Source organism: Nocardia sp. CNS-044 (assembly GCF_059570515.1).
Window position 1 is genome coordinate 1654141 of the sequence record NZ_JCANSX010000005.1, and the last position, 23175, is coordinate 1677315.

Annotated in this window: 19 protein-coding genes and 1 tRNA gene; 8 read left to right on the forward strand and 12 right to left on the reverse strand. The window is 68.9% G+C overall.

All coding sequences use genetic code 11. From position 1 onward, the window contains the following. The first annotated feature begins 296 nt into the window (after nucleotides 1-296). The gene (locus tag T333_RS08230; RefSeq protein ID WP_496424059.1) at nucleotides 297-3770 is read left to right on the forward strand and encodes an indolepyruvate ferredoxin oxidoreductase family protein; all 3474 of its coding nucleotides are present in this window, start codon (nucleotides 297-299) and stop codon (nucleotides 3768-3770) included. 140 nt (nucleotides 3771-3910) lie between these two features. Here the strand turns inward: T333_RS08230 and T333_RS08235 are convergent, their stop codons facing one another. The 3 genes from T333_RS08235 to amaB all read right to left on the reverse strand — a co-directional run bounded on the left by T333_RS08235 (nucleotide 3911) and on the right by amaB (nucleotide 6686). Further along, complete coding sequence (locus T333_RS08235) at nucleotides 3911-4900, reverse strand: AurF N-oxygenase family protein (RefSeq protein ID WP_496424060.1); 990 nt, start codon at nucleotides 4898-4900, stop codon at nucleotides 3911-3913. A gap of 119 nt (nucleotides 4901-5019) precedes the next feature. Beyond that, nucleotides 5020-5093, reverse strand: a tRNA-Met gene (locus T333_RS08240). 63 nt (nucleotides 5094-5156) lie between these two features. Beyond that, nucleotides 5157-6686, reverse strand: a complete 1530-nt coding sequence (gene amaB, locus T333_RS08245; protein WP_496424061.1) for an L-piperidine-6-carboxylate dehydrogenase — start codon at nucleotides 6684-6686, stop codon at nucleotides 5157-5159. Between the two features lie 121 nt (nucleotides 6687-6807). On the opposite strand from amaB, the gene T333_RS08250 reads away from it, so the two are divergent. The 3 genes from T333_RS08250 to T333_RS08260 all read left to right on the forward strand — a co-directional run bounded on the left by T333_RS08250 (nucleotide 6808) and on the right by T333_RS08260 (nucleotide 9983). Continuing rightward, nucleotides 6808-7260 (forward strand): Lrp/AsnC family transcriptional regulator, encoded by a 453-nt coding sequence (locus T333_RS08250; protein WP_040686931.1) that lies wholly within the window; start codon nucleotides 6808-6810, stop codon nucleotides 7258-7260. A 64-nt stretch (nucleotides 7261-7324) separates the two neighbouring features. Then, on the forward strand, nucleotides 7325-8674 hold the full coding sequence (gene lat, locus T333_RS08255; RefSeq protein ID WP_496424062.1) for an L-lysine 6-transaminase: 1350 nt from the start codon (nucleotides 7325-7327) through the stop codon (nucleotides 8672-8674). Between the two features lie 151 nt (nucleotides 8675-8825). Further along, nucleotides 8826-9983, forward strand: a complete 1158-nt coding sequence (locus T333_RS08260) for a YVTN family beta-propeller repeat protein (protein WP_496424164.1) — start codon at nucleotides 8826-8828, stop codon at nucleotides 9981-9983. Between the two features lie 101 nt (nucleotides 9984-10084). On the opposite strand, the gene T333_RS08265 is transcribed toward T333_RS08260, so the two are convergent. Next, nucleotides 10085-10432: a hypothetical protein gene (locus T333_RS08265; RefSeq protein WP_357251096.1), complete on the reverse strand. Its 348-nt coding sequence runs from the start codon at nucleotides 10430-10432 to the stop codon at nucleotides 10085-10087. Beyond that, the gene (locus tag T333_RS08270) at nucleotides 10432-10800 is read right to left on the reverse strand and encodes a DUF1707 SHOCT-like domain-containing protein (RefSeq protein ID WP_496424063.1); all 369 of its coding nucleotides are present in this window, start codon (nucleotides 10798-10800) and stop codon (nucleotides 10432-10434) included. Before T333_RS08270 ends, T333_RS08265 begins: the two co-directional genes overlap by 1 nt. 217 nt (nucleotides 10801-11017) lie before the next feature. On the opposite strand from T333_RS08270, the gene T333_RS08275 reads away from it, so the two are divergent. After that, nucleotides 11018-12907: a serine/threonine-protein kinase gene (locus T333_RS08275; protein ID WP_496424064.1), complete on the forward strand. Its 1890-nt coding sequence runs from the start codon at nucleotides 11018-11020 to the stop codon at nucleotides 12905-12907. Nucleotides 12908-13252: 345 nt separating this feature from the next. Here T333_RS08275 and T333_RS08280 read toward each other — a convergent pair whose 3' ends face one another. From T333_RS08280 to T333_RS08290, 3 genes are all read right to left on the reverse strand, one after another. Next, entirely contained in the window at nucleotides 13253-14176 is a 924-nt protein-coding gene (locus T333_RS08280) for a patatin-like phospholipase family protein (RefSeq protein ID WP_357251087.1), read from the reverse strand. A 116-nt stretch (nucleotides 14177-14292) separates the two neighbouring features. Beyond that, on the reverse strand, nucleotides 14293-16098 hold the full coding sequence (locus T333_RS08285; RefSeq protein ID WP_496424065.1) for an acetyl/propionyl/methylcrotonyl-CoA carboxylase subunit alpha: 1806 nt from the start codon (nucleotides 16096-16098) through the stop codon (nucleotides 14293-14295). Nucleotides 16099-16379: 281 nt separating this feature from the next. Next, on the reverse strand, nucleotides 16380-17294 hold the full coding sequence (locus T333_RS08290; RefSeq protein ID WP_496424066.1) for a sulfurtransferase: 915 nt from the start codon (nucleotides 17292-17294) through the stop codon (nucleotides 16380-16382). 166 nt (nucleotides 17295-17460) lie between these two features. On the opposite strand from T333_RS08290, the gene T333_RS08295 reads away from it, so the two are divergent. After that, the gene (locus T333_RS08295) at nucleotides 17461-18252 is read left to right on the forward strand and encodes a helix-turn-helix transcriptional regulator (protein ID WP_496424067.1); all 792 of its coding nucleotides are present in this window, start codon (nucleotides 17461-17463) and stop codon (nucleotides 18250-18252) included. Here T333_RS08295 and T333_RS08300 read toward each other — a convergent pair. From T333_RS08300 to T333_RS08310, 3 genes are all read right to left on the reverse strand, one after another. Then, on the reverse strand, nucleotides 18178-18816 hold the full coding sequence (locus tag T333_RS08300) for a nucleoside triphosphate pyrophosphatase (protein ID WP_354999952.1): 639 nt from the start codon (nucleotides 18814-18816) through the stop codon (nucleotides 18178-18180). The genes T333_RS08295 and T333_RS08300 overlap by 75 nt on opposite strands. Next, nucleotides 18813-19142, reverse strand: coding sequence for an acyl-CoA carboxylase subunit epsilon (locus T333_RS08305; protein WP_354999951.1), 330 nt, complete (start codon nucleotides 19140-19142; stop codon nucleotides 18813-18815). The genes T333_RS08300 and T333_RS08305 overlap by 4 nt, the downstream gene beginning before the upstream one ends. A gap of 131 nt (nucleotides 19143-19273) precedes the next feature. Next, a complete protein-coding gene (locus T333_RS08310) occupies nucleotides 19274-20914 on the reverse strand; it encodes an acyl-CoA carboxylase subunit beta (protein WP_354999950.1) in 1641 nt (546 codons plus the stop codon). Between the two features lie 181 nt (nucleotides 20915-21095). On the opposite strand from T333_RS08310, the gene T333_RS08315 reads away from it, so the two are divergent. Both T333_RS08315 and T333_RS08320 read left to right on the forward strand, forming a co-directional pair. Continuing rightward, nucleotides 21096-21278 carry a hypothetical protein gene (locus tag T333_RS08315; RefSeq protein ID WP_357251071.1) on the forward strand — a complete coding sequence of 61 codons (183 nt, stop codon included), beginning with the start codon at nucleotides 21096-21098 and terminating at the stop codon, nucleotides 21276-21278. A gap of 52 nt (nucleotides 21279-21330) precedes the next feature. Continuing rightward, nucleotides 21331-22152 (forward strand): biotin--[acetyl-CoA-carboxylase] ligase, encoded by an 822-nt coding sequence (locus T333_RS08320; RefSeq protein WP_357251069.1) that lies wholly within the window; start codon nucleotides 21331-21333, stop codon nucleotides 22150-22152. Between the two features lie 51 nt (nucleotides 22153-22203). Here the strand turns inward: T333_RS08320 and T333_RS08325 are convergent, their stop codons facing one another. After that, nucleotides 22204-23157, reverse strand: coding sequence for an acyl-ACP desaturase (locus T333_RS08325; RefSeq protein WP_354999947.1), 954 nt, complete (start codon nucleotides 23155-23157; stop codon nucleotides 22204-22206). Nucleotides 23158-23175: the final 18 nt, after the last annotated feature.

The window sequence follows — 23175 nt, forward strand, 5'->3', positions numbered from 1 at the left end:
GCGCGGCAGTCTCGGGTTCTTTCGCCAACCTGAACGAACCGGCGTCGACTGGACGCGATGCCATGCGCTCGAGGCCGCCCGACGCGCACTGGCCCGCGGGATGGTGAATGTGGTGGTGGTCACATCGATCTGGCATCGTGCTCAGGCGGTGCCCAGTACGGCGTGAGCAAGCTGAGCAGAATGCTCAATTGAAACTCCATCTATTGTTCAATCCGCGCTTTCGGGACAGGATGTCGGCACCAAGTGCTCAACGATGCGAAGCGCTCCGACCGGGCGCCGAGCGGATGGGTGGACCGATGACCGAGCTCGCCGACCGCGATCTGATCACCGCGCCATACGACCTCGCCGACCGCTACCGGGTCGGCTCCGGCACCGTCGTGCTGACGGGGGTGCAGGCGATCGCGCGGCAACTGGTGGAACAACACGTGCGCGATCTGCGGGCGGGCCTGCGGGTCGGCACCTTCGTCTCCGGCTATCAGGGCAGCCCGCTCGGCGGCGTGGACAAGATGCTCAACGGAATGCCCACCGTCCTCGCCGAGCACGACATCTCCTTCGTCCCCGGCCTGAACGAGGAACTCGCCGCGACCTCCGTGTGGGGCAGCCAAGCGCAACTGCCCGCGGGCAACGCGACACACGACGGCGTCGTCGGGGTCTGGTACGGAAAGGGACCCGGCCTCGACCGCGCCACCGACGCGCTGCGGCACGCGAATATGTACGGCGCCAACGCGCGCGGCGGGGTGCTGCTACTGGTCGGCGACGATCCGGCGTCGAAATCCTCGACCGTGCCCGCGGTGAGCGAACGGTCGCTGGCGGCGATGAACATCCCCGTGCTCTTTCCGCGCAACGCGCGCGAGATCATCACCATGGGGTTGCACGGCGTCGCGCTGTCGCGGGCATCCGGGTGCCTGGTGGCGCTGAAGATCGTCGCCGACGTGGCCGACGGCGCATGGACGGTGGACGGCTCGGTCGGCGACATCGCCATCACCGTCCCGGAGATCGAATGGGAGGGCAGGCCTTTCACCTACCTCCAGCGGCCGATGGCCGCGCCGACCGACAGCGTCGTCGCCGAGGCCGACCTGTACGGACCGCGCTGGGAACTGGTGAAGGCCTACAGCACCGTCAACGAGCTGGACGTCATCGAGGTGAACCCGGCGCGCGCCAGGATCGGCATCGCCGCCACCGGAACCACTTTCGACGCGATGCGCCAAGCGCTGGTCGATCTCGGCGTGGACGACGCCGACCTGTCCCGAGCCGGAGTCCGGCTGCTGCGCATCGGCATGCCGTATCCCATTGCGCCCGAACGTGTCCGGCAGTTCGCGGACGGGCTGGAGCGGATCGTCGTCGTCGAAGACAAGACCGCGTTCATCGAGACGCAGATTCGCGACATCCTCTACGGCCGTGCCGATGCGCCCGAGATCCTCGGCAAGACCGATGCCGATGGGCGAGTGTTGTTCAGCCCCAATGGCGAACTCACCTCCGGTCGCATCGCGGGCCCGCTGCGCCGAGCCCTCGCCGGTTACCTGGAGATGAAAAGGGCCCTGCCGCAGCCGCTGTCGCTTTCGGTGCTGTCCGCCAAACGCGCACCGTACTTTTGCAGCGGCTGCCCGCACAACCGCTCGACGGCGGTGCCGGAAGGCTCGCTGGCCGGTGGCGGGATCGGCTGCCACACCATGGTGACTCTGTCCGGTCGCGCCGACAGCGCCGTCACCGGCTTGACCCAGATGGGCGGCGAAGGGGCGCAGTGGATCGGTCAGGCGCCCTTCACCGACGTGGGTCATCTGTTCCAGAACATCGGTGACGGAACGTATTTCCACTCCGGGCAGCTGGCGGTGCAGGCCTGCGTCGCGGCGGGGGTGAACATCACCTTCAAGCTGCTGCACAACGACGTGGTCGCGATGACAGGGGCGCAGGACGCGGAGGGCTCCATCGGCGTTCCGAGGCTCACCCACAAGCTCAGCGTCGAGGGCGTGCGGAAGATCATCGTGTGCGCCGACGAACCCAAGCGCTACCGCAAGCGCGATCTCGCTCCGGGCACGCTGCTGTGGCACCGTGATCGGCTCGACGAGGCCCAGCGCATGCTGCGCGAGATTCCCGGCGTCACCGTGCTCGTCTACGACCAGCACTGCGCGGCCGACGCGCGCCGCAAGCGCAAGCGCGGCGCGCTGCCGGTCCGGCGGACCAGGGTGGTCATCAACGAGGCGGTGTGCGAGGGCTGCGGCGATTGCGGCGTGAAGAGCAACTGTCTTTCGGTGCAGCCGGTCGACACCGAGTTCGGCCGCAAGACGCGCATTGATCAGACCTCATGCAACACCGACTACAGCTGCATGGACGGCGACTGCCCCTCCTTCGTCACTGTGGAGCTGCCCGACCCGGCGGAACGCAAGCGGCGCAAGGAGGTTCGCCGTCCGCAGCCGCCACGCCTGCCGGAACTCGCGCTCGAGGCGCCGACCGGCACGCAGAACGTCTTCCTCGCGGGGATCGGCGGCACCGGCATCGTGACCGTGAACCAGGTGCTGGCGACGGCGGCGCTGCGGGCGGGCTACGACGTGGCGAGCCTCGACCAGATCGGCCTGAGCCAGAAGGCCGGACCGGTCGTGTCGCACCTGCGGTTCGCGGCGGACGCGCTGGAGCCCGCCAACCGGCTCGCCCCCGGTTCCGCGGACTGCGTCATCGCGTTCGACCTGCTCGCCGCGACCGACGACAAGAACCTGGCCTACGGTTCGCCGACCGCGACCATCGCGGTGGCCTCGACGAGCAAGACGCCCACCGGCGACATGGTCTACGACAAGTCCGTCACCTATCCGGACGAGTCGTCGCTGCTCGCCCGGCTGGCGCGGGCGGCGAAGGTGGTCGGCTCGTTCGACGCGCTCGCGGCCGCCGAGGTGCTCTTCGGCAATACCGCGGCCGCCAACTTCCTGCTGGTCGGGGCGGCGTATCAGAGTGGGGGACTGCGGCTGCCCGCGTCGGCGATCGAGGAGGCCATCGAGATCAACGGCGTCGCCGTCGCCGCCAATATCTCGGCCTTCCGCTGGGGCAGGATCGCGATCGCGCGGCCCGCGGAGTTCGCCGCCGCCACCGCGCGCAGCAAGCCCGAGCCAGCGCGGGTCGTGGTGCCCGCGGATCTGTTCGACGGGTTCACCGCGACCGGGGAGACGCGGCGGCTGGTCGAGCTGCGCGCGGCCGAGCTGATCGGATTCCAGAGCGTCGCGGTGGCGCGCGACTACGTGCGCACCGTGCGGCACATCTGGGACACCGAACGGCGGGTCACCGACCGCACCGAATTCAGCGAGCAGGTGGCGCGCGGGCTGTACAAGTTGACCGCCTACAAGGACGAATACGAGGTGGCGCGGCGACTGACCGATCCCGCGTTCCTCGCCGAGGTCGCCGCCCAGGTGCCCGACGGCGCGAACCTCACCTACCGTTTGCACCCGCCCGTCCTACGGGCGCTCGGCCGGGAGAAGAAGATCGGCATGGGCCCGCGCAGCCACCTGGCCCTGCGCTTGCTCGCCAAGGGAAAGCGCCTGCGCGGCACCGCCTTCGACCCCTTCGGCTACGCCCACGTCCGCCGCGTCGAACGCGAACTTCGCGACCACTACGTGCGCATGGTGACCGCGCTCGCCAACGATCTGGACGCCGACGGCTACGACCGAGCCGTCCATGCCGCCGCCCTCCCCGACGTCGTCCGCGGTTACGAGAACATCAAACTCGCGAACGTCGCGGAGTACGCCGAGCGGTTGCGCGAACTCGGCATCGAGCCGCCGCGGATCTGACGCCTGCCGTAATACCGCACCGGGCAGGCACTTCCGAGGCTTGTGCCGACCTCGCTGCTCACCTCGTAATCGCCGACGACCAGCTTGGCCGTGCGGACGTGGACCCCGGTGGAATCCGGGGTCCACCGCGGATCCCGGGTTCAGCGTTCAGGCTCGCTGCGGTAGCGGGACGAGCGGCCGTCGATTCCGCAGAGTTTCCACGCGAGCTTCGCCACCGGGTTCATCAGACCGGAGTCCGTGGCGAGGGCGCGGACGTCGGCGAAGATGCCGCGCAGGGTCGCCTGGGATTCTTCGCTGCGCCAGTACAAGTCGTCGATCACCGATTTCGGGATGTCGAATTCGCGGCGGAACTCGACCGGCGGCGTCATGATCATCTCGCACATCACGCGCATCACGATCGGCGTCAGCACCGACAGCGCTGTCTTGCGCACCGGGTCCAGCCGCGGGGCGTTCTTGCGCAGGTACTCGTGGGCGAACGAGATGTGGCGCGCCTCCTCGGCGACGTGGATCTGCATCACCCTGGCGACCATCGGATGCATGTCCGCGCTGGAGCGCAGGATCGCCTTCTGCATGTGGTCGATCGGCTCTTCCCCGCCGAGGACCATGGTGAAGAACAGCGCGGGGAAGTACACCACGGTCGGCCAGATCGCGAGGGTGAGTTTGCGATCGATCGACCCCATGCCCACGACGTCCATGCCGATCCGGTCGATCATCTCCTGAAACATCAGGGTGTGATTGCACTCTTCGGCCGCTTCGTGGGTGATGAATCGGAACTCCGGATCGCCGTTGTCGAGCCGGGCCGCGTACTGCATGATCCCGCGGATCAGCAACTGCTCGAAGTGCAGTCCGACCTTCGCGATCCCCGCTTGCCGCCACATCCCGATGGCGATCCGCCGCTCCTCCGGCTGCGCCTGGTACCAGGGGTGCCGCCCGAGCGGGTCCGCGTCGGGCAGGATCCACCGCCGATCGGTCGGATCGACAGCGAAATCCGCCGAATCCCAATCGATGTCGACGTACGGGTCGAAGTGCCGTTCCACCGACCCTTCGGACAACGTCGTCAACTTCGCCGCGTACTCGGCGTCTTCGATGTCGCGGTCCATCGTGCTGGCGGCGGAGTGGGCGAGCCCCATTGCCTGCCCCTTTCATCGGATGCGAGAACTACTGTTACCGACGGTAACATCTAGGAGCTGATCGACGCCAGACGCAAGAAAGCGGCCCGGAACGTGTTGTTCCGGGCCGCTTTCGTTTGTAGCGGGGACAGGATTTGAACCTGCGACCTCTGGGTTATGAGCCCAGCGAGCTACCGAGCTGCTCCACCCCGCGTCGGTAGTCTCAACCTTACACACGGGCAGGGTGTGGCACCTAATCGCCTGGTCGGGGGTGGTTTCAGCCGAACTGGATGCCCTGGGCGAGTGGTAGTTCGGTGGAGTAGTTGACGGTGTTGGTGGCGCGGCGCATGTAGGCCTTCCACGAGTCGGAGCCGGATTCGCGGCCGCCGCCGGTGTTCTTCTCGCCGCCGAACGCGCCGCCGATCTCGGCGCCCGAGGTGCCGATGTTGACGTTGGCGATGCCGCAGTCGGAGCCGTCGGCGGCCAGGAAGCGTTCGGCCTCGCGTTGGTCGCCGGTGAAGACCGCGGACGAAAGTCCTTGCGGCACTGCGTTGTGCAGCGCGATGGCGTGGTCGAAGTCGTGGTAGGTGAGCACGTAGAGGATCGGCGCGAAGGTCTCCTCGCGCACCACGGCGGTCTGGGCGGGCATCCGCACGATGGCCGGGCGCACGTAGTGGGCGTGCTCGCTGAACCCGGGTACCGGCTCACCGCCGCAGACCAACTCGCCGCCGTCGGCGCGGGCGCGGTCGATCGCCGCCCGCATGCTCGTGTGCGCGGATTCGTTGATCAGCGGGCCGACCAGCACCCCGTCGTCGAGCGGATTGCCGACGCGCAGTTGCCGGTACGCCTTCTCGACGCGATCGAGCAGCGGCCCGACCACGTCGACGTGGACGATCAGCCGTCGCAACGTGGTGCAGCGCTGCCCCGCGGTGCCCGCGGCGGCGAACACGATGGCGCGCGCCGCCAGCTCCAGATCGGCCGACGGCGTGACGACGGCGCCGTTGTTCCCGCCGAGTTCCAGCAGGCAGCGGCCGAAACGCGCGGCCACCCGCGGCGCGACGATGCGACCCATCCGCACCGAACCGGTGGCGCTGAGCAGCGCGACCCGCTCGTCGTCCACCAGCCGGGCGCCGACCTCGGAACCGCCCTGAATCAGTTGGTGCACTTGCGGATCCGCGCCGACGTCGGCCGCCGCGCGGCGTAGCAGTGTGTGGCAGGCGAGCGCGGTGAGCGGGGTGGTCTCGGACGGCTTCCACACCACCGTGTCGCCGCACACCAGCGCGATCGCGGTGTTCCATGCCCAGACCGCCACCGGAAAGTTGAAGGCCGAGATCACCCCGACGACGCCGAGCGGATGCCAGGTCTCCATCAGCCGGTGCCCGGGCCGCTCGGAGGGCATCGTGCGCCCGTACAGCTGGCGCGAGAGCCCGATGGCGAACTCGCAGATGTCGATCATCTCCTGCACCTCGCCGACCGCCTCGGGGCCGATCTTGCCCGCCTCCAAGGTGACCAGCTGGGCGAGTTCGGTCTTGTGCGCGGTGAGCAGTTCGGCGAGCCTGCGCACAACCGCCGCCCTGGCGGGCGCGGGCACCGTGCGCCAGGCGCCGAAGGCCGCGGCGGCGCGTCCGATGGCCGCGTCGACGGACGCGGACGAGTCGGCGGGCAGAGTGGCGAGCACACCGCCGGTGATGGGGGTGCGGGCGGTCAGCTCTCCGTCCTCGGGCGGCTCGGCGCCGAGGCCGCGCAAGAGGGTTGCCGCGCGGTCGGCGAGATCGCGGGTCAGCTGGTCGCTCAGGGTGTTCGTCATCGATTGCTCCGCTTCGGCTTTGGTTTCCGCTGTGGGCATGCACCCGGTGCTACCAGGTTGCCGGAAGTGAACGAGTGGAGGTTTTCGACACGAGCAGCGCTCACTGGGTTAGCCTCCACTGATGGCGGATACACCGGCAAGACCCGTACTCGATGACATCGATCGCCTGCTGATTCGTGAACTGATGGCCGATGGTCGCGCCACCCTGTCGAACCTGGCCGAGAAGGCGAGCCTATCGGTCTCCGCGGTGCAGTCTCGGGTGCGCAGGCTGGAAGCGCGCGGCGTGATCCGCGGCTACACAGCGCATGTCGATCCGGAGGCACTTGGACAGCTGCTCTCGGCATTCGTCGCGATCACTCCTCTCGACCCGTCGCAGCCGGATGACGCCCCCGCTGTGCTGCAACATATCCCGGGTATCGAGGCATGCCACTCGGTGGCGGGTGACGAGAGCTACGTGTTGCTGGTACGGGTCGCATCGCCGAGGCATCTGGAGCAGCTGCTCCAGGAGATCCGGGCGACCGCCAACGTCCGGACGCGCAGCACCATCATCCTGCAGACATTCTACGACAGGTAGCCGTAGAGCGTAATTAATCCGCAATCTTGTAGAGATTCCGTAAATCTTTTCGTACCCTACTGGTGTGACCCTCGAACTGGAGCGCACCCGATCGGGTGGTGACACGGCACCGGTCACCCCCGCGACCCGGGTACACGAGATCCTGTCGGCGCATATCCTCGCCGACGGATTCGATATGGTGCTGGACCTGACGAACTCCCGCGGCTGCCGCCTCGTCGACGAACGCGACGGCAGCACCTACCTCGACATGTTCGGTTTCTTCGCGTCCAACGCGCTGGGCATGAACCATCCCGCGCTGGCCGACGACCCGGACTTCCGCGCGGAGCTGGCGACGGCCGCGCTGAACAAACCCTCCAACTCCGACATGTACACCGTGGAGATGGCGCGGTTCGTCGCGACGTTCGCGCGGGTGCTCGGCGATCCGCGGCTACCGCACCTGTTCTTCATCGATGGCGGCGGCCTCGCCGTGGAGAACGCGCTCAAGGTCGCGTTCGACTGGAAGAGCCGACACAACGAATCCGGTGGCAGGTCACCGGATCTCGGCACCCAGGTGTTGCATCTGACCGGCGCGTTCCACGGCCGCACCGGCTACACCATGTCGCTGACCAACACCGACCCGGTCAAGACCGCCCGCTTCCCGAAGTTCGATTGGCCGCGCATCGAGACGCCTTACCTGGCCCCGGGGCGTGACATCGAGGCCGCCGAGGCGCAGGCGCTGGACCAGGCGCGCCGCGCGTTCGCCGAAAACCCGCACGACATAGCGTGTTTCATCGCCGAGCCGATCCTCGGCGAGGGCGGCGACCGGCACTTGCGCCCGGAGTTCCTGCTCGCCGTGCAGCGGCTCTGCCACGAGAACGACGCGCTTTTCGTCCTCGACGAGGTGCAGACCGGCGTCGGCATGACCGGAACCACTTGGGCCTACCAGCAATTCGGGCTCGCGCCCGACGTGGTCGCCTTCGGCAAGCGGACCCAGGTGTGCGGCGTGATGGCGGGTGGCCGGGTCGACGAGATCCCCGACCACGTCTTCGCGGTGAGTTCGCGGCTCAACTCGACGTGGGGCGGCAACCTCACCGACATGGTGCGGGCCCGTCGCATCCTCGAGGTGATCGAACGCGACGGACTCATCGAGGCCTCCCGGCCACTCGGCGAGCACCTGCTGCGCAGGCTGGAGGGGCTCGCGGCGGATCATCCGCGCGTCACCGAGCCGCGCGGACGCGGTCTGATGTGCGCCATCACCCTGGCGACGGCGGACCTGCGCGACGCGGTGCTGACGGCGCTGCGCGAGCGGGAGAACGTGCTGATCCTCGGCACCGGCGAGCGCGGCATCCGGTTCCGGCCGCCGCTGACGGTCACCGCGGCGCAGCTGGACGCCGCCGTCGACGCGTTGGAAAGGGTGCTCGGTTCGGTCGAGTGAGGCGGCGGGAGACCGGGTCGGCGTGGATAGCCGGGAAATGGCTGTTCGGCCCGTAGGCTTCGCTCACATGTCGTCTCACTCCTCACAGGCACGGTGCAGGCGCGTGAACCGATGCGGCGCACCTCGCGGGATATTCGCGTCCTTGGCCGCCGTGGCGGCGGTGACCAGCTGCACTACTACCAGTGAGGCGGGCATCGTCGCCACGGAGTCCACGACCTCGGCGGTCGCGGCCCCAACCTCCGCGCCGCCGCCCCCGCACATCGCCAACCTGTTGCCGGGCATGCCGCCGCCGCTCTCGGCGACCGACGTGTACGCGGCCAACCGGGAGCTGAGCCCAACGGTCGCCGATCACCGGCCGCTGGTGTACGTCCCCAACAGCCAGTCGCACACCGTCACGGTGATCGACCAGAACACCTTCCAGGTGATCGACACCTTCGCGGCGGGCGGCGAGGAGCCACAGCACGTGGTGCCGTCCTACGACATGCAGACGCTCTACGTCACCAACGACCTGCCGATCGGCGGCGGCAGCCTGCGGCCGATCGACCCGCGCACCGGCCTGCCCGGCGAGCCTTTCCCGGTCCGGGACCCCTACAACATGTACTACACGCCCGACGGCAAGTTCGCGCTCGTCGTCGCCGAGGCGGACAAGTCGCTGGACTTCTACGACCCGAAGACTTGGCAGAAAGTACACGCCCTTCCGGTGCCCGACTGCGCGGGCGTCGACCACATGGACTTCACGGCCGACGGCCGTTTCGCGCTCGCCAGCTGCGAATTCATCGGCCGCATGCAGGTTTTCGACGTCGCGGAACGCAAGCTGATCAAGACCATCGATCTCGCGGGCGGCCGCTCGGGCAAGCCGCAGGACGTGAAACTCTCGCCGGACGGGCTCACCTTCTACGTCGCCGACATGGCGGCGGGCGGCCTCTACGTCTTCGACGCGCTCACCTTCGAGAGCAAGGGCTTCGTGCCCACCGGGGACGGCGCGCACGGCCTCTACATCACCCGCGACTCCAAGCAGATGATCATCACCAACCGGCACGAGGGCAGCATCTCGGTCTGGGACTTCGCGGCGAACGGCTTGGTGCACAAATGGTTCGTGCCCGGCGGCGGCAGCCCGGACATGGGCAACATCTCCGTCGACGGCCGGATCTTCTGGGCCTCCGGACGCCACCACGGCGAGGTCTACGCGATCGACATCGTCGAGTGGAAACTGTTGGCCCGCATCCCGGTGGGCCGCGGACCGCACGGGCTCACCGTGTGGCCGCAGCCGGGGCGTTATTCGACCGGGCACACGGGGGTCATGCGCTAGGCCCAGTGTCGAAGTCCGCGGATGGGACTTCGAGACAGGGCCTGGGCGCTCCGACGACCTCGGTTGTGTGCGGATTTCGCCCGGTCTGTCGGCCGCCGTTGTCAGTCGTTCGCAGCTAGGCGCAGGCCCAACCCGCCTTCGACGAAGCGACCGACCGCCGTGCGACCGGCGTCGAGCGCGGGCTCGTAGCCTTCGCGGGACCAGCCGGTGAGTTCGGCGGTGCCGTCTCCGGCCGGGGTGACGACGATCTCGGCGACCATCTCCGCCGTGGTCGGTTCGCAGACGGCCCAGGAGTAGTGGGTTTCCTTGTCCCACTGGGCGGTTCGCTGGGCGACGTAGTCGGGGTCGGTGATTCCGCCTGCGGCGAGCGCCGGGCGGTCGTCGATCCGTTCGTCGGCGCGCAGGGCGCGCAGGTACCAGCTGCCCGCGTTGATCTCGATGGGTTCCATCAGTGCTTTCCGTGTCGTGTGCCGAAGAAGAGAGCGCCGGCCAGTGGGATCGCGAGGAACCACAGCCAGCTGCCGGTGACGAAGAACAGGATGAGCGCGACGATCGGGATCGCGGCCATCGCCCGGTCCAACCATTCGTCGAGCGGCCGGGATTTGCGTTCGGCGGGAGCGGCGACGGCCGCGGGCTCCGGCGGCAGGTCCGCGAAGACACGGTCCACGTCGGCGCGGGTCACCGCCGCGGCGATCACGGCGCTGCGCTCGTCGAATTCCGCGACACTGAGGCGACCAGCGGCGAAGTTGTCCGACAGCCGCCGCATCGCGTGCTCCCGCTCCGCGGTGCCGATCCGGATGTCGGGCAGCTCGTCCATGGGGAAAGGCTAGCGCGCGCGGCCTCGCGCACCCGCGAGGCGGGGCTCGCGGGGGAGTCGGCCAGCTCACACTGTCCGAGATGGTCGGCGGGGGTACGCTCCCTGTAAGGCTGTGCCCGCGGCAGCGATGTCGTGAGCTGGACTTTCGGTAGTGTGCCCCGGCATTCGGGAGTCCGCGTCGGCGCGGCGGATGTCGATGGTGACTGGGAGGTTCGCGATGACTGCGGCGCGATTCGGTCGCTATCGGCTGGAACGGCTTCTCGGCAAGGGCGGGATGGGACAGGTCTGGCTGGCCTACGACACCACCGACCGCAGGCGCGTCGCGCTGAAGCTGCTGCCCGCCGAACTCGCTGCGGACGCGGTGTACCGGACGCGTTTCGAGCGCGAGGCTCAGGTCGCCGCCGCACTGCGCGATCCGCACATCGTGCCGATCCACCGGCACGGTGCCGTCGACGGGCGGCTGTTCATCGAGATGGCATTCGTGGAGGGCACCGACCTCGCGGCGCGGCTGACCGAGAGCGGAGCGCTCGAAGCGAGCGTGGCCCTCGACATCCTCGGGCAGGTCGCGACCGCGCTGGACGCGGCCCATCGTGCCGGGCTGGTGCATCGCGACGTCAAGCCCTCCAACATCCTCGTGGCACCCGACGGTTTCACCTACCTGATCGACTTCGGCATCGCGCGCGGCGCGGGCCAGACCTCGGTCACCACAACGGGTCTGGCGATCGGCACCTGGGCCTACATGGCGCCCGAACGCTTCAGCGGTCACGCCGACGCGCGCGCCGACGTCTACTCCCTGGCTTGCGTCCTCTACGAATCCCTCACCGGCCGTCGCCCCTACGGCGACACCGACCCGGCCCAGCAGATGCGCGGGCACCTCATGACCGATCCGCCGTGCGTGTCGTCGGTGAACGCGGCGGTCCCGGCCGGGCTCGACGCGATCATCGCGCGGGGGATGGCGAAAGAGCCGGGGGACCGGTACGCCAGCGCGGGGGAGTTCGTTCGCGCGGCTCGCGAGGTCGTTTCGGCTGATGTGGCCCAGCATGTTCCATCGGGAAGTGCGCCGTCGGCGGCGAGTAGCGCTGCGGGGCGGCCGGTCGGCGGTCCGCCTGTGGCCGGAGGCGCGCGGCGTGCGGCGGTCGAGGGGCCAAAGCCGACGAAGGTCATGCCCGTGCCGGGCCCTACGCCCACGCTCGTGCAGACCACAGTCGCGCCGCAGGCCCTCGCGCCAGACCATTCGCCGAGTTCCCTGGCCGGGAGTCGTGCCGGGTCGGATGTCGCGCCGCGGAACTCACCAGGCGCCTCGGCATGGGGACGTGCGCCGTCAGGAGTTGCCCCACAAGGTGTCGCGCCGCTGGGCTACGCGCCACCGGTCTCGACGCCGGGTGTGCCGGTCCCGCACCCCTACGGCAAGCGGTGGTACCTGCGCCGCAAGCCGGCCCCGGTTGTTCGGCGGCCGAGGTCGCTCGGGCCGGTGTGGCCGTCGCGCGGGCCCGCGTACGTCGCCCCGCCTCCGCAGCGAATGCCGCGGCGCAAGCGGGGCGGGGTGCTGCGGAAGGTCATCGGTGCCTTGGTCGTGATCTTCTTGGCGCCCTTCGTCTTCGCCGCGGGCTGCTTGGCGTTGATCGCCGCGGTCGGTGGGAACGAGACCACGACCGCGCCGCCGCCCGCCGCGATGGTCGAGGAGGGGCCGGAGCCCGCGCCGAACCAGCCGGACGTCCCCGCCCCGGCGTACAGCGCGGTGCGGGACGGCAAGTTCGAGTTCGCGGTGACCGACGTGAAGTCGGGAGTCGCGCGCGTCGGTCTGCAATCGGCGCAGGGCGCGTTCCTGATCGTCACCCTCGCCGTCCGCAACATCTCCGACGAGACGAAGTGGTTCCTGCCCTTCGGCCAGAAGCTGTTCGACGCCCAAGGCAACGCCATCGACCACGACACGACCGCCACCGCCTGGCAGGCCATGCAGTCCCGCCTCGGGCACTCCTTCGAATTGCGCCCCGGCGCGTCGGCCACCACCGTGCTGGTCTTCGACGTGCCACCCGGCAGCACCCCGGCCCACCTCGAACTCCACGACTTCGTCCTCTCCGACGGCGTCACCGTCGCCCTCGACTGAGCCGCGTCGATTCGCCGATCGAGAAGCGATTGCGGCTCTCCGACCGGATAACGGCCCGTTGCCTACGCATCGGCCCGTAGTCCACATCGTGACGCGCAGCGAAAGCCCCCGGACGCCTCGTCCGAACAGCATGCGCAGGCGAAGAAGCGCCCTTGACTGCCCGCGCGTCCCGAGAGCAATCCGCTCGGCGGCTACGTCCTGCTCATGACGCCAGACCGGGCCGCGACGACCGGTCCCGAGCGACGCGGGAGTCGGGTCGCTGCGACGTGGCTCGTCGGCGGCCACTGCCCGCGGACATCGGAGGCCGAGGAGACTGTCGAGGGACCGGGTCGGACAGTGCCGCGGTCAGGCGGCGTCGACGCGGGCGAGGGTCGAGTGGACCGCCTGGCGGCCGAGTTCCAGCGCCTTGGTGAGCAGGTCGGTGTCGCGGGCGGTGCCTTCGACGGTGGGGGCGTCGGCGGGCGGGTGGATCTGCAGGACCGCGTCGCCGAGAGAGGCCAGCAGGGCGTTCTCCGCCTCTTCCTGCTGCGGGCGGCGCAGCCAGGCGCGGTAGGCGCCGGGGGCGCGCAGGCGGAGGTAGTTGCCGCCGACCATCTGGTGCACGCGGGAGGCGGGCGGGCGCGACTCGTCGGCGCGGCGGGTGCGCAGCACCAGGCAGTGGGTGGCGCCGCCGCGCACCGCGCTGTGGATCGGGATCGGCTCGGCGATGCCGCCGTCGAGGTATGGGACGCCGTCCAAGGTGACGGGCGGACCGGCCAGGATCGGCAGGTTCGCACTGGCCCGCAGCGCCCGCATGAGGGTGCGCTTGTCGTAGATGTGCGGGCGCAGGTCGATGGCGTTGCCGGTGCGGATGTCGGTGCCGATGGGGTGGAAGGTGGTGGGGTTGTTCAGGATCGCCGGGAAGTCCATGGGCTCCAGGCCGTCGTAGACCCGATGCACCAGGTACCGCACGTCGAAGGCGGCGCCGCCGCGAAACAGCCTGCTCGGATCGATCACCCGCCGCATGATCTCCGGATTCGACCAGGACCGCATCCCCGGCACGGCCCGCCCGCACAGCAGCCAAGCGCCGTTGATCGCGCCCGCCGACGTGCCGTAGACCGCGTCGAACACCCCGGAGACGCCGAGTTCCTCGAGCGCCTGCACCATGCCGCTGGAGTAGACGCCGCGGCTGCCGCCACCTTCGATGACGAGCGCGAGGCGATGCCCGTCCGCGCGGGAACCGGTGGCGCTGCGGCCGCGGATGATCTCGGCCACGGTAGAGCTGGTCACCGAACCACGATACGACAAGAGCGGGCGCGGACTCCGTTGTCCATCGCCCGCTCTCGTGCGGTGCGGTCGGCCACGAGGGCGCGACCTACATTCGGTTGGCGCAGCCGTACGTCGCCTTACTTGATCTCGGCCAGCACGGTGCCCTGGGTGATCGCGGCGCCCGCCTCGACGGCGAGACCGGACACGACGCCCGCCTTGTGCGCGTTGACGGGGTTCTCCATCTTCATGGCCTCGAGCACCACGATGAGGTCGCCCGCTTCCACGGTCTGGCCCTCCTCGACGGCGACCTTGACCACGGTGCCCTGCATCGGCGCGGTGACCGCGTCACCGGAGGCCGCGCCGCCGCCCGCACCGCCACGCTTGCGCGGCTTCGGCTTCTTGCGGATCACGCCGGCGCCGTTGCTCGCCGCACCCGCGGCGCCCGCGCCCACGGTGAAGTTGCCGGGCAGCGAGACCTCGACGCGACGGCCGCCGACCTCGACGACGACCTTCTGCCGGGGCAGGTCCTCGTCCTCCTCGGCGGGGGCGGCGCTACCGGTGTAGGGCTCGATGTTGTTGGTCCACTCGGTTTCGATCCACTTGGTGTAGACGTCGAACTTCTCGCCGTCACCGATGAACGCCGGGTCCTCGACGATGGCGCGGTGGAACGGGATGACGGTGGCCAGGCCCTCGACCTCGAACTCCGCCAGCGCGCGCCGGGCGCGCTCCAGCGCCTGGGTGCGGTTCTCGCCGGTGACGATCAGCTTGGCCAGCATCGAGTCGAACTGTCCGCCGATCACGCTGCCCGCGACCACGCCGGAGTCCACGCGCACACCGGGGCCCGACGGCTCGCGGTAGACCTCGACCGGGCCGGGGGCGGGCAGGAAGCCGCGGCCCGCGTCCTCGCCGTTGATGCGGAACTCGAAGGAGTGGCCGCGCGGGGTGGGGTCTTCCTTGATGTCCAGTTCCTCGCCGTTGGCGATGCGGAACTGCTGGCGCACCAAGTCGATACCCGCGGTCTCCTCGGTGACCGGGTGCTCGACCTGCAGGCGGGTGTTGACCTCGAGGAACGACACGGTGTCGCCCTGCACCAGGTACTCGACGGTGCCCGCGCCGTAGTAGTGGGCCTCGCGGCAGATCCGCTTGGCGGACTCGTGGATCTCGGCGCGCACCTTGTCGGACAGGAACGGCGCGGGCGCCTCCTCGACCAGCTTCTGGAACCGGCGCTGCAGCGAGCAGTCGCGGGTACCGGCGACCACGACGTTGCCGTGCTTGTCGGCGATGACCTGCGCCTCGACGTGGCGGGCCTTGTCCAGGTACTGCTCGACGAAGCACTCACCGCGACCGAACGCGGCGACCGCCTCGCGGGTGGCCGACTCGAACAGCTCGGGGATCTCCTCGATGGAGTGCGCGACCTTCATGCCGCGACCGCCGCCACCGAACGCGGCCTTGATCGCGACCGGCACGCCGTACTTCTTGGCGAACTCGACGACCTCGTCGGCGTTCTTGACCGGGTCCTTGGTGCCCGCGGCCATCGGCGCGTTCGCGCGCTCGGCGATGTGGCGGGCGGTCACCTTGTCGCCCAGATCGCGGATGGACTGCGGCGAGGGACCGATCCAGATCAGGCCGGCGTCGAGCACGGCCTGGGCGAAGTCGGCGTTCTCCGAGAGGAAGCCGTAGCCCGGGTGGATCGCGTCGGCGCCCGCCTTGGCGGCGGCGTCGAGGATCTTGTCGAACACGAGGTACGACTCGGCCGAGGTCTGGCCGCCCAGCGCGAACGCCTCGTCGGCGAGCTTCACGAAGGGCGCGTCGGCGTCGGGCTCGGCATACACCGCGACACTGGCGATGCCGGCGTCCTTGGCCGCCCGGATCACGCGCACGGCGATCTCGCCTCGATTAGCTACGAGTACCTTCGTGATCCGCGCGCTGGCATGGCTGGGCACTGAGCCTCCTGGTTGCATTCTTCTGGTCGCTTCGCGGGTGGGACCGCGCAGGCTCCGTTCCCGGTGGGTTCGGAACACCGCGCAGGCTCCGCGCCCTGTCGACAATTTCGTCTGGGGCGAGTGTAGGCAGTCTGCCAACAGACACCGAACTCGGATAGCCCTACTGAACAGTAGGTCGCGCATCACACATTCGCATCTGTTGTGATCGAAGCCCTGTTCGGCCGATCGAGTGCTGCCGGACGCAGTCCGACAGCAGGCCCGCGCGTGGCCGCAGGTACGGCTTACTTTCCCCGCCCGCGCCGGGGCGTTCCCGCCGGAATCTCGCCCGGTTCAGCCCCCTTGGCGATCGGCATCCGCACCGAATTGCCCCATTCGGTCCAAGAGCCGTCGTAATTGCGGACCTTCTTGTACCCGAGCAGATAGGTCAGCACGAACCAGGTGTGGCTCGAACGCTCGCCGACGCGGCTGTAGACGACCAAGTCGTCGGCGTCGTCGAGGGGCGCGTAGGTGGTGTCCAGCTCCGCGCGCGAGCGGAAACGCCCGTCGGAGTGGAGCGAGGAGTCCCACGGGATGTTCAGTGCGGTGGGAATGTGGCCGCCGCGCAGCGCCGCGTCCTCGGGGTTGTCCGGCTTGGGGGTGAGTTCGCCGGAGTACTCCTCGGGCGAGCGCACGTCGAGCAGCGGTTTGCCCAGGTGGGCGAGCACGTCCTCGCGGAAGGCGCGCGCGGTCGTGTCGTCGCGGCGCACCGTCGGGTAGTCGCTGACCGGGAGATTCGGGGTGTCGAAGGTGGTGTCGCGCTCCTCGGAGATCCACGCCTCACGCCCGCCGTCGAGCAGCCGCACGTCCTCGTGCCCGAAGAGCGTGAACAGCCACAATGTGTGCGCCGCCTGGGCGTTGCCCCGATCCCCGTAGATGACCACCGTGTCGTCGCGCGAGATGCCCTTGGCCCGCATCAGTTCGGTGAAACGGGCGCCGTCGATATAGTCACGCGTGACCGGATCGTTGAGATCACCGCGCCAATCGATCTTGACGGCTCCCGGCACGTGTCCGATGTCGTACAGCAAGATGTCCTCGTTGGACTCGACGATCCTGAGTCCCGGCGCGCCTATGTTTGCCGACAGCCACTCTGTGGTTACTAGTCGGTGAGGATGTGCGTACGTTCCGAATGAGGGATGTGAGTCCGGGGCGACGGGCACGATATGGGTCCTTCACACGAGGTAGACGGTGGTTACGGCGGTTCAGGTCTCACAGCGATGTTAAATGTGAGGCGATTGTGAAACTCGTTTCAGATCACGAATCGGCTGATTGGGCGAATAAATCGCACCCTCATCCGATAAAGTCTCCCGGGAGGAGGGGTGAGCTATGTCCGATTCTTGGCCGCGGCGGCGACTGCTCGCGATCCTACGTGGCGCAAGCGAGCCTCTCGACGCCCAGGAGCTGGCCAGAATCACCGGGCAACACGTCACGACGGTGCGGTTTCACCTCGACGTGCTCACCAAGGAATCCCTGGTCCGCCAATTCCAGCAGCCACCGCGTGGCCGCGGCCGTCCGCGCATCGGCTACAGCGCGGTGCAGCGCTCGGTCGGCTATCAGGAATTGGCGCAGGTGCTCGCCGACCAGCTCGGTCCCGATCCGCGCCGCCGCTCGGAGGCCGCCGTCGCGGCGGGTCGGGCCTGGGGCGCCAAGCTCGACGCCGGTGATCACGCGGTGGAGTCCCTGGAGGACGCCAGAGAAGTCACGATGACGCTGCTCTCGGAGCTCGGGTTCGCGCCGGAGCGCGATGCCGCCGCCGAGACCTCCGGCCAAGCGGTGATCCGGATGACCGCCTGCCCGCTGCGAGAACTGGCTCGCACCCACTCCGAGGTGGTGTGCGGCGTGCATCTGGGTTTGATCAGAGAAGTGCTGGACCGCAACGGCGCGCGCGGCGAGGTGAACGTCCGGCTGCACCCGTTCGTGGAACCCGAGCTGTGCGTGACCCGGCTCGAATACCTGGCCCGCCGGAATCAGGAGAATCGCGAGGCGGCCTCGGTGCCCGTCGGCGCCGAGGCAGGCGGCGCGGAAGCGCCCCTCACGCCGCCGCTACTGGGCCGTGTGGCGCCACAACTGCGCAACGGCGACCCCAACGTCGCCAAGCAGTCGGCGCAGCAGTGGTAGGCCGATACCGATGACGCTCGACGGATCGCCCTCGATCCGGTCGACGAACCAGCCGCCGAGCCCGTCCAACGTGAACGCCCCCGCCACCTGGAGCGGCTCGCCCGTGGCGATGTAGGCGTCCAGCTCGTCCGGTTCCGGCTTGGCGAAATGCACTGTCGTGGAACTGCAGTCCACGGATTCGGCGACGATCTCGCCGTCGACCAGCCGCAGCACACAGTGCCCGGTGATCAGATCGGCGCTGCGCCCGGCCATCTCGGCCCAGCGGGCCCGCGCCACCTCGGGGGTGTGCGGCTTGCCCTGGAGAACGCCGTCCACCAGCAGCATGGAATCGCAACCGACCACGACGCAGTCGGCGGCGTATTCGGGGACGACCGAGGCGACCGCGACCGCCTTGGCCCTGGCCAGCTCGACGACGACCGTCTGCGGGGTGGTGTCGGCGGGCAGGGCCGCGGCGACCGCGTCCTCGTCCACATCGGAGATGCGCACCACCGGGTCGATGCCCGCCGAGCGCAGCACCTCCCTGCGCGCCGGTGACGCGGACGCGAGAACCAGCGTCGTCGTCACCGACGGGTGGACAGGTGCGGGAAGGCGTACGGCGAGAACGGTGACGTGCCGCGGTGCATCGCGGTCGGGCGGCCCCACATGTCGGCGGGGCCGGTGGCGGCCGGTGCGCTCGCCGCGTTCGCGGCGGCGGTCAGCACGCACACCAGTGCGGCGACCTCCTCGTCGGACGGCGAGCCCTTGACGATTCGAATGAACGGCTGCTCGCCCGCCTCGGCGGTCGGGGTGGACGCGTCGGCGGTGACCGACTCGACCTCGTCCGCGATCGGGTCGACTGCGAGATCCAACTCGGCGGCGGTCAACACGTCTTCTTCTGCCACGGTCGTCACAGTGCCAGATCCTTCCTCTAGCTCCATCGGGCGTCTTGCGCTACCCGAAATGGGATGACGCGGTAATCATCCTCGGATTCACTCATTGCGTCTGCAACCAGTGTGCGCGGGCTACCGAGGTTATCGCTGACTCAGAGCGGGATGTTGCCGTGCTTTTTGGGCGGAAGGGTCACCATCTTGCGCTCCAGCAGTCGCAACGCGGACACGATCTGGCCGCGAGTGTGCGACGGCGGAATGACCGCGTCGACGTAACCGCGCTCCGCGGCGACGTACGGGTTCACGAGAGTGTCCTCGTACTCGTTCTGCAGCTCGAGCCGCAGCGCATCGACGTCGTTGCCGTCCTTGGCCGCCTGCTGCAGCTGCTTGCGGTAGACGAATCCGACGGCGCCGGAAGCGCCCATCACGGCGATCTGAGCGGTCGGCCAGGCGAGGTTCACATCGGCGCCCATGTGCTTGGAACCCATGACGTCGTAGGCGCCGCCGTAGGCCTTGCGGGTGATGATGGTGATTTTGCCCACAGTGGCCTCACCGTAGGCATAGAGCAGCTTCGCGCCGCGCCGGATGATGCCGTTGTACTCCTGGCCGGTGCCGGGCAGGAAGCCGGGAACGTCGACCAGGGTGATGATCGGGATGTTGAACGCGTCGCAGGTGCGCACGAAGCGCGCGGCCTTCTCAGAAGCGTCGATGTCGAGGCAGCCGGCGAACTGGGTGGGCTGGTTGGCCACGATGCCGACGCTGCGGCCGTCGACGCGGCCGAAGCCGACGATGATGTTCATCGCGCGCTCGGCCTGCACCTCGAGGAACTCGTCGTCGTCGAGCAGGCGACGGATCACCTCGTGCATGTCGTACGGCTGGTTCGGCGAGTCCGGGATGATCGAGTCCAGCTCGAGGTCTTCCTCGGTGAGCGAGTCCTCGATGGCGCCGTCGATCGGGTCGGTGGGCGCGAAGCGCGGCGCCTCGGCGCGGTTGTTGCTCGGCAGGTAGCTGAGCAGGTCCTTGACGTAGTCGAGCGCGTCCTGCTCGCCGGAGGCCACGTAGTGCGCGACGCCGGACTTGGTCATGTGAGTGTGCGCGCCGCCGAGGTCCTCCATGGTGACGTCCTCGCCGGTGACCGTCTTGATGACGTCCGGACCGGTGACGAACATCTGGCTGGTGCCGTCGACCATCACCACGAAGTCGGTGAGCGCGGGGGAGTAGACGTGTCCGCCCGCGGCCGGGCCCATGATCAGCGAGATCTGCGGGATCACGCCGGAGGCCTGGATGTTGCGGTGGAAGATCTCGCCGTAGAGGCCGAGGGAGACGACGCCCTCCTGGATGCGCGCGCCCGCGCCCTCGTTGATGCCGATCAGCGGGCGGCCGGTCTTGAGCGCGAGGTCCATCACCTTGACGATCTTCTCGCCGTACACCTCGCCGAGGCTGCCGCCGAAGACGGTGACGTCCTGGCTGAAGATGCACACGTCGCGGCCGTCGATGGTGCCGTAACCGGTCACCACGCCGTCGCCGAGCGGCCGGTTGTTCTCCAGCCCGAAGTTGACGCTGCGGTGCCGGGCGAGCGCGTCGAGTTCCACGAAAGAGCCCTCGTCCAGCAGCGCGAGGATGCGTTCGCGGGCGGTCATCTTGCCCTTGGCGTGCACCTTGTCGACCGCGGCCTCACCCATCGGGTGCTTGGCCTCTTCCAGCCGATTCCGCAGGTCGGCCAGCTTCCCGGCGGTGGTGTGGATATCGGGTTCGCCCGCCGAACCGGATGCGGACTGCTGCTGGACACTCGTCATGGCTTCGGAGTGTAACCAGTAGCAGTCGGTCCTTCTAACCCACGGTGGGCTACCCGCGAGTAGAAAAGCCCAGGTCGACAGGGCTCAGAGGGGTTTTCGAGCGAAAAATCGGTTTCGTGCGGACGGGGCCGCCGGATACCCTGCGGGAGTCCATTTTTCGGCTCATGGGGAGGAGCCAGACATGTGGGAGTGGGGTAGAACCGTCGCCGAATACGCCACGGCGGCGTCGACGAATTGGCGGGTGCGCGAGGCCGAGCCGACCATCCTCGATCCGGAGTTCGAGGAAGAGGAGCCGACCTCCGACACCACCGCGCGCGGGGAGCGAGAGCCGGGCAGCATGGCCGGTTACGACCTCGTGGGCTGAGACCGATCGCTCCCGTCCCGACTCCGGGACGGGGGCGAGTAGCCTGCGGTTCGTGCAGACGCCACCGCCCGATTCCGCGCACCGACCGCCTTTGGATGCCGAACAGTTGCGGCGCGGCCTCGCCGAGAGCGACTACGCGGACTTCTTCGCGCGGGTGGAGGTGGTGGAATCCACCGGTTCCACCAACGCCGATCTGATCGCCACGGCCGCGACCTCCGAGGATCACCGCGTGCTGATCGCCGAGACCCAGAAGGCGGGCCGCGGCAGGCACGCGCGTACCTGGGTCAGTCCGCCGCGGGCGCAGATCGCGATGTCGATGCTGGTGCGGCTGCCCGGCATCGAGCCCGAGGTGCTCGGCTGGCTGCCGCTGCTGACCGGCGTGGCAGTGGCCGACGCACTGCGCGCCACGGCGGGTGTGGACGCGATGCTGAAGTGGCCCAACGACATTCTGATCGGCGGCCGCAAGGTCGCGGGCATCCTGGCCGAGGTGGCCGCGGGCGGCGATGTACCCGCGGTGGTGATCGGCGTCGGCGTGAACGTCGGCCTCACCGAGGCGGAATTGCCGGTGCCGCATGCGACTTCGCTCGCGCTGGCGGGCGCGGCACAGACCGACCGCACCTTGGTGGCGCAGTCGCTGCTGACCGAGTTCGCGCGCCGCTTCACGGCTTGGCGCGACGCGTCGTGGGCGACCGACGACTTGGCCGCCGCCTACCGCGAGCGCTGCGCCACGCTCGGCATGGACGTGCGCGCCGAACTGCCCGGCGGCCGGACCCTGACCGGTGTCGCGACGGGCATCGACGCGACCGGGCGTTTGCTGATCGGGCACGACGCGGTCTCCGCGGGCGACGTCACCCACTTGCGCGCCGATTACTGATCGGCGGTGGTGTGGCGATGGTTCGCCACCGCCACCGACCCGTACGAGCGATCAGGCGGGCTGCAAGTCCCCTTTCGCCGCCTCCCTGGCGAGCATGCGGTCCCGCTGCTCCTCGAACTTGAGCACGTCGCGGCCGAGCTTGTCCACGAACTCGCCGAGCCGCTCGCGCGCCTGCTCGCCGCGCGGCCCGAAATCGTTGCGCTCGAAGATGTCCCACTTCTTCAGTACCGGTGAGACCACCTCGTCGAGATGCTGGCGCAGGTCGTAGATGCCGTGCTTGGCCATGAGCACGCTGTTGCGGCGCCAGTTCGGCATCCCGGCGCCCGGCATGACGAAGCTGGTGAGCACCCTGGTCAGCGCCATGATCGCCTGGTCGGGAACCAGATCGAGGGCCGCGCCGCACAGGTTGCGGTAGAAGATCATGTGCAGGTTCTCGTCGGCGGCCACGCGCTGCAGCATGCGGTCGGCGATCGGGTCTTCGCAGACCTTGCCGGTGTTGCGGTGGCTGACCCGGGTGGCGAGCTCCTGGAAGGTCACGTAGGCGACGTTGACCAGGAAACCGTCCCAGTCCGCGGGCGCGTCGACGCCCTGGGTCATGTGGATCATCCTGGCCTGTTCCAGCGCGACCGGATCCACGCCCCGGGTGACGACCAGGTAGTCGCGCATGACGATGCCATGCCGGTTCTCCTCGGCGGTCCAGCGGCCGACCCAGCTGCCCCACGCGCCGTCTTGGGAGAAGTTCTGCGCGATCAAGCGGTGGTAGGAGGGCAGGTTGTCCTCGGTGAGCAGGTTGGTGATCATCGCGGCCTTGGCCACGTCGCTCAGTGTGGACTGCTCGGGTTCCCAGTCCACGCCGCCCATCGCCGCGAAGTTGCGCCCTTCGTCCCACGGCACGTAGTCGTGCGGATGCCAGTCCTTGGCCATCGACAGATGCCGGTTCAGGTTCTGCTCGGCCACCGGTTCGAGTTCGGTCAGGATTTCGAGTTGGGTCAGATCCTTGGTCACACACGCCTCCACAGTCGT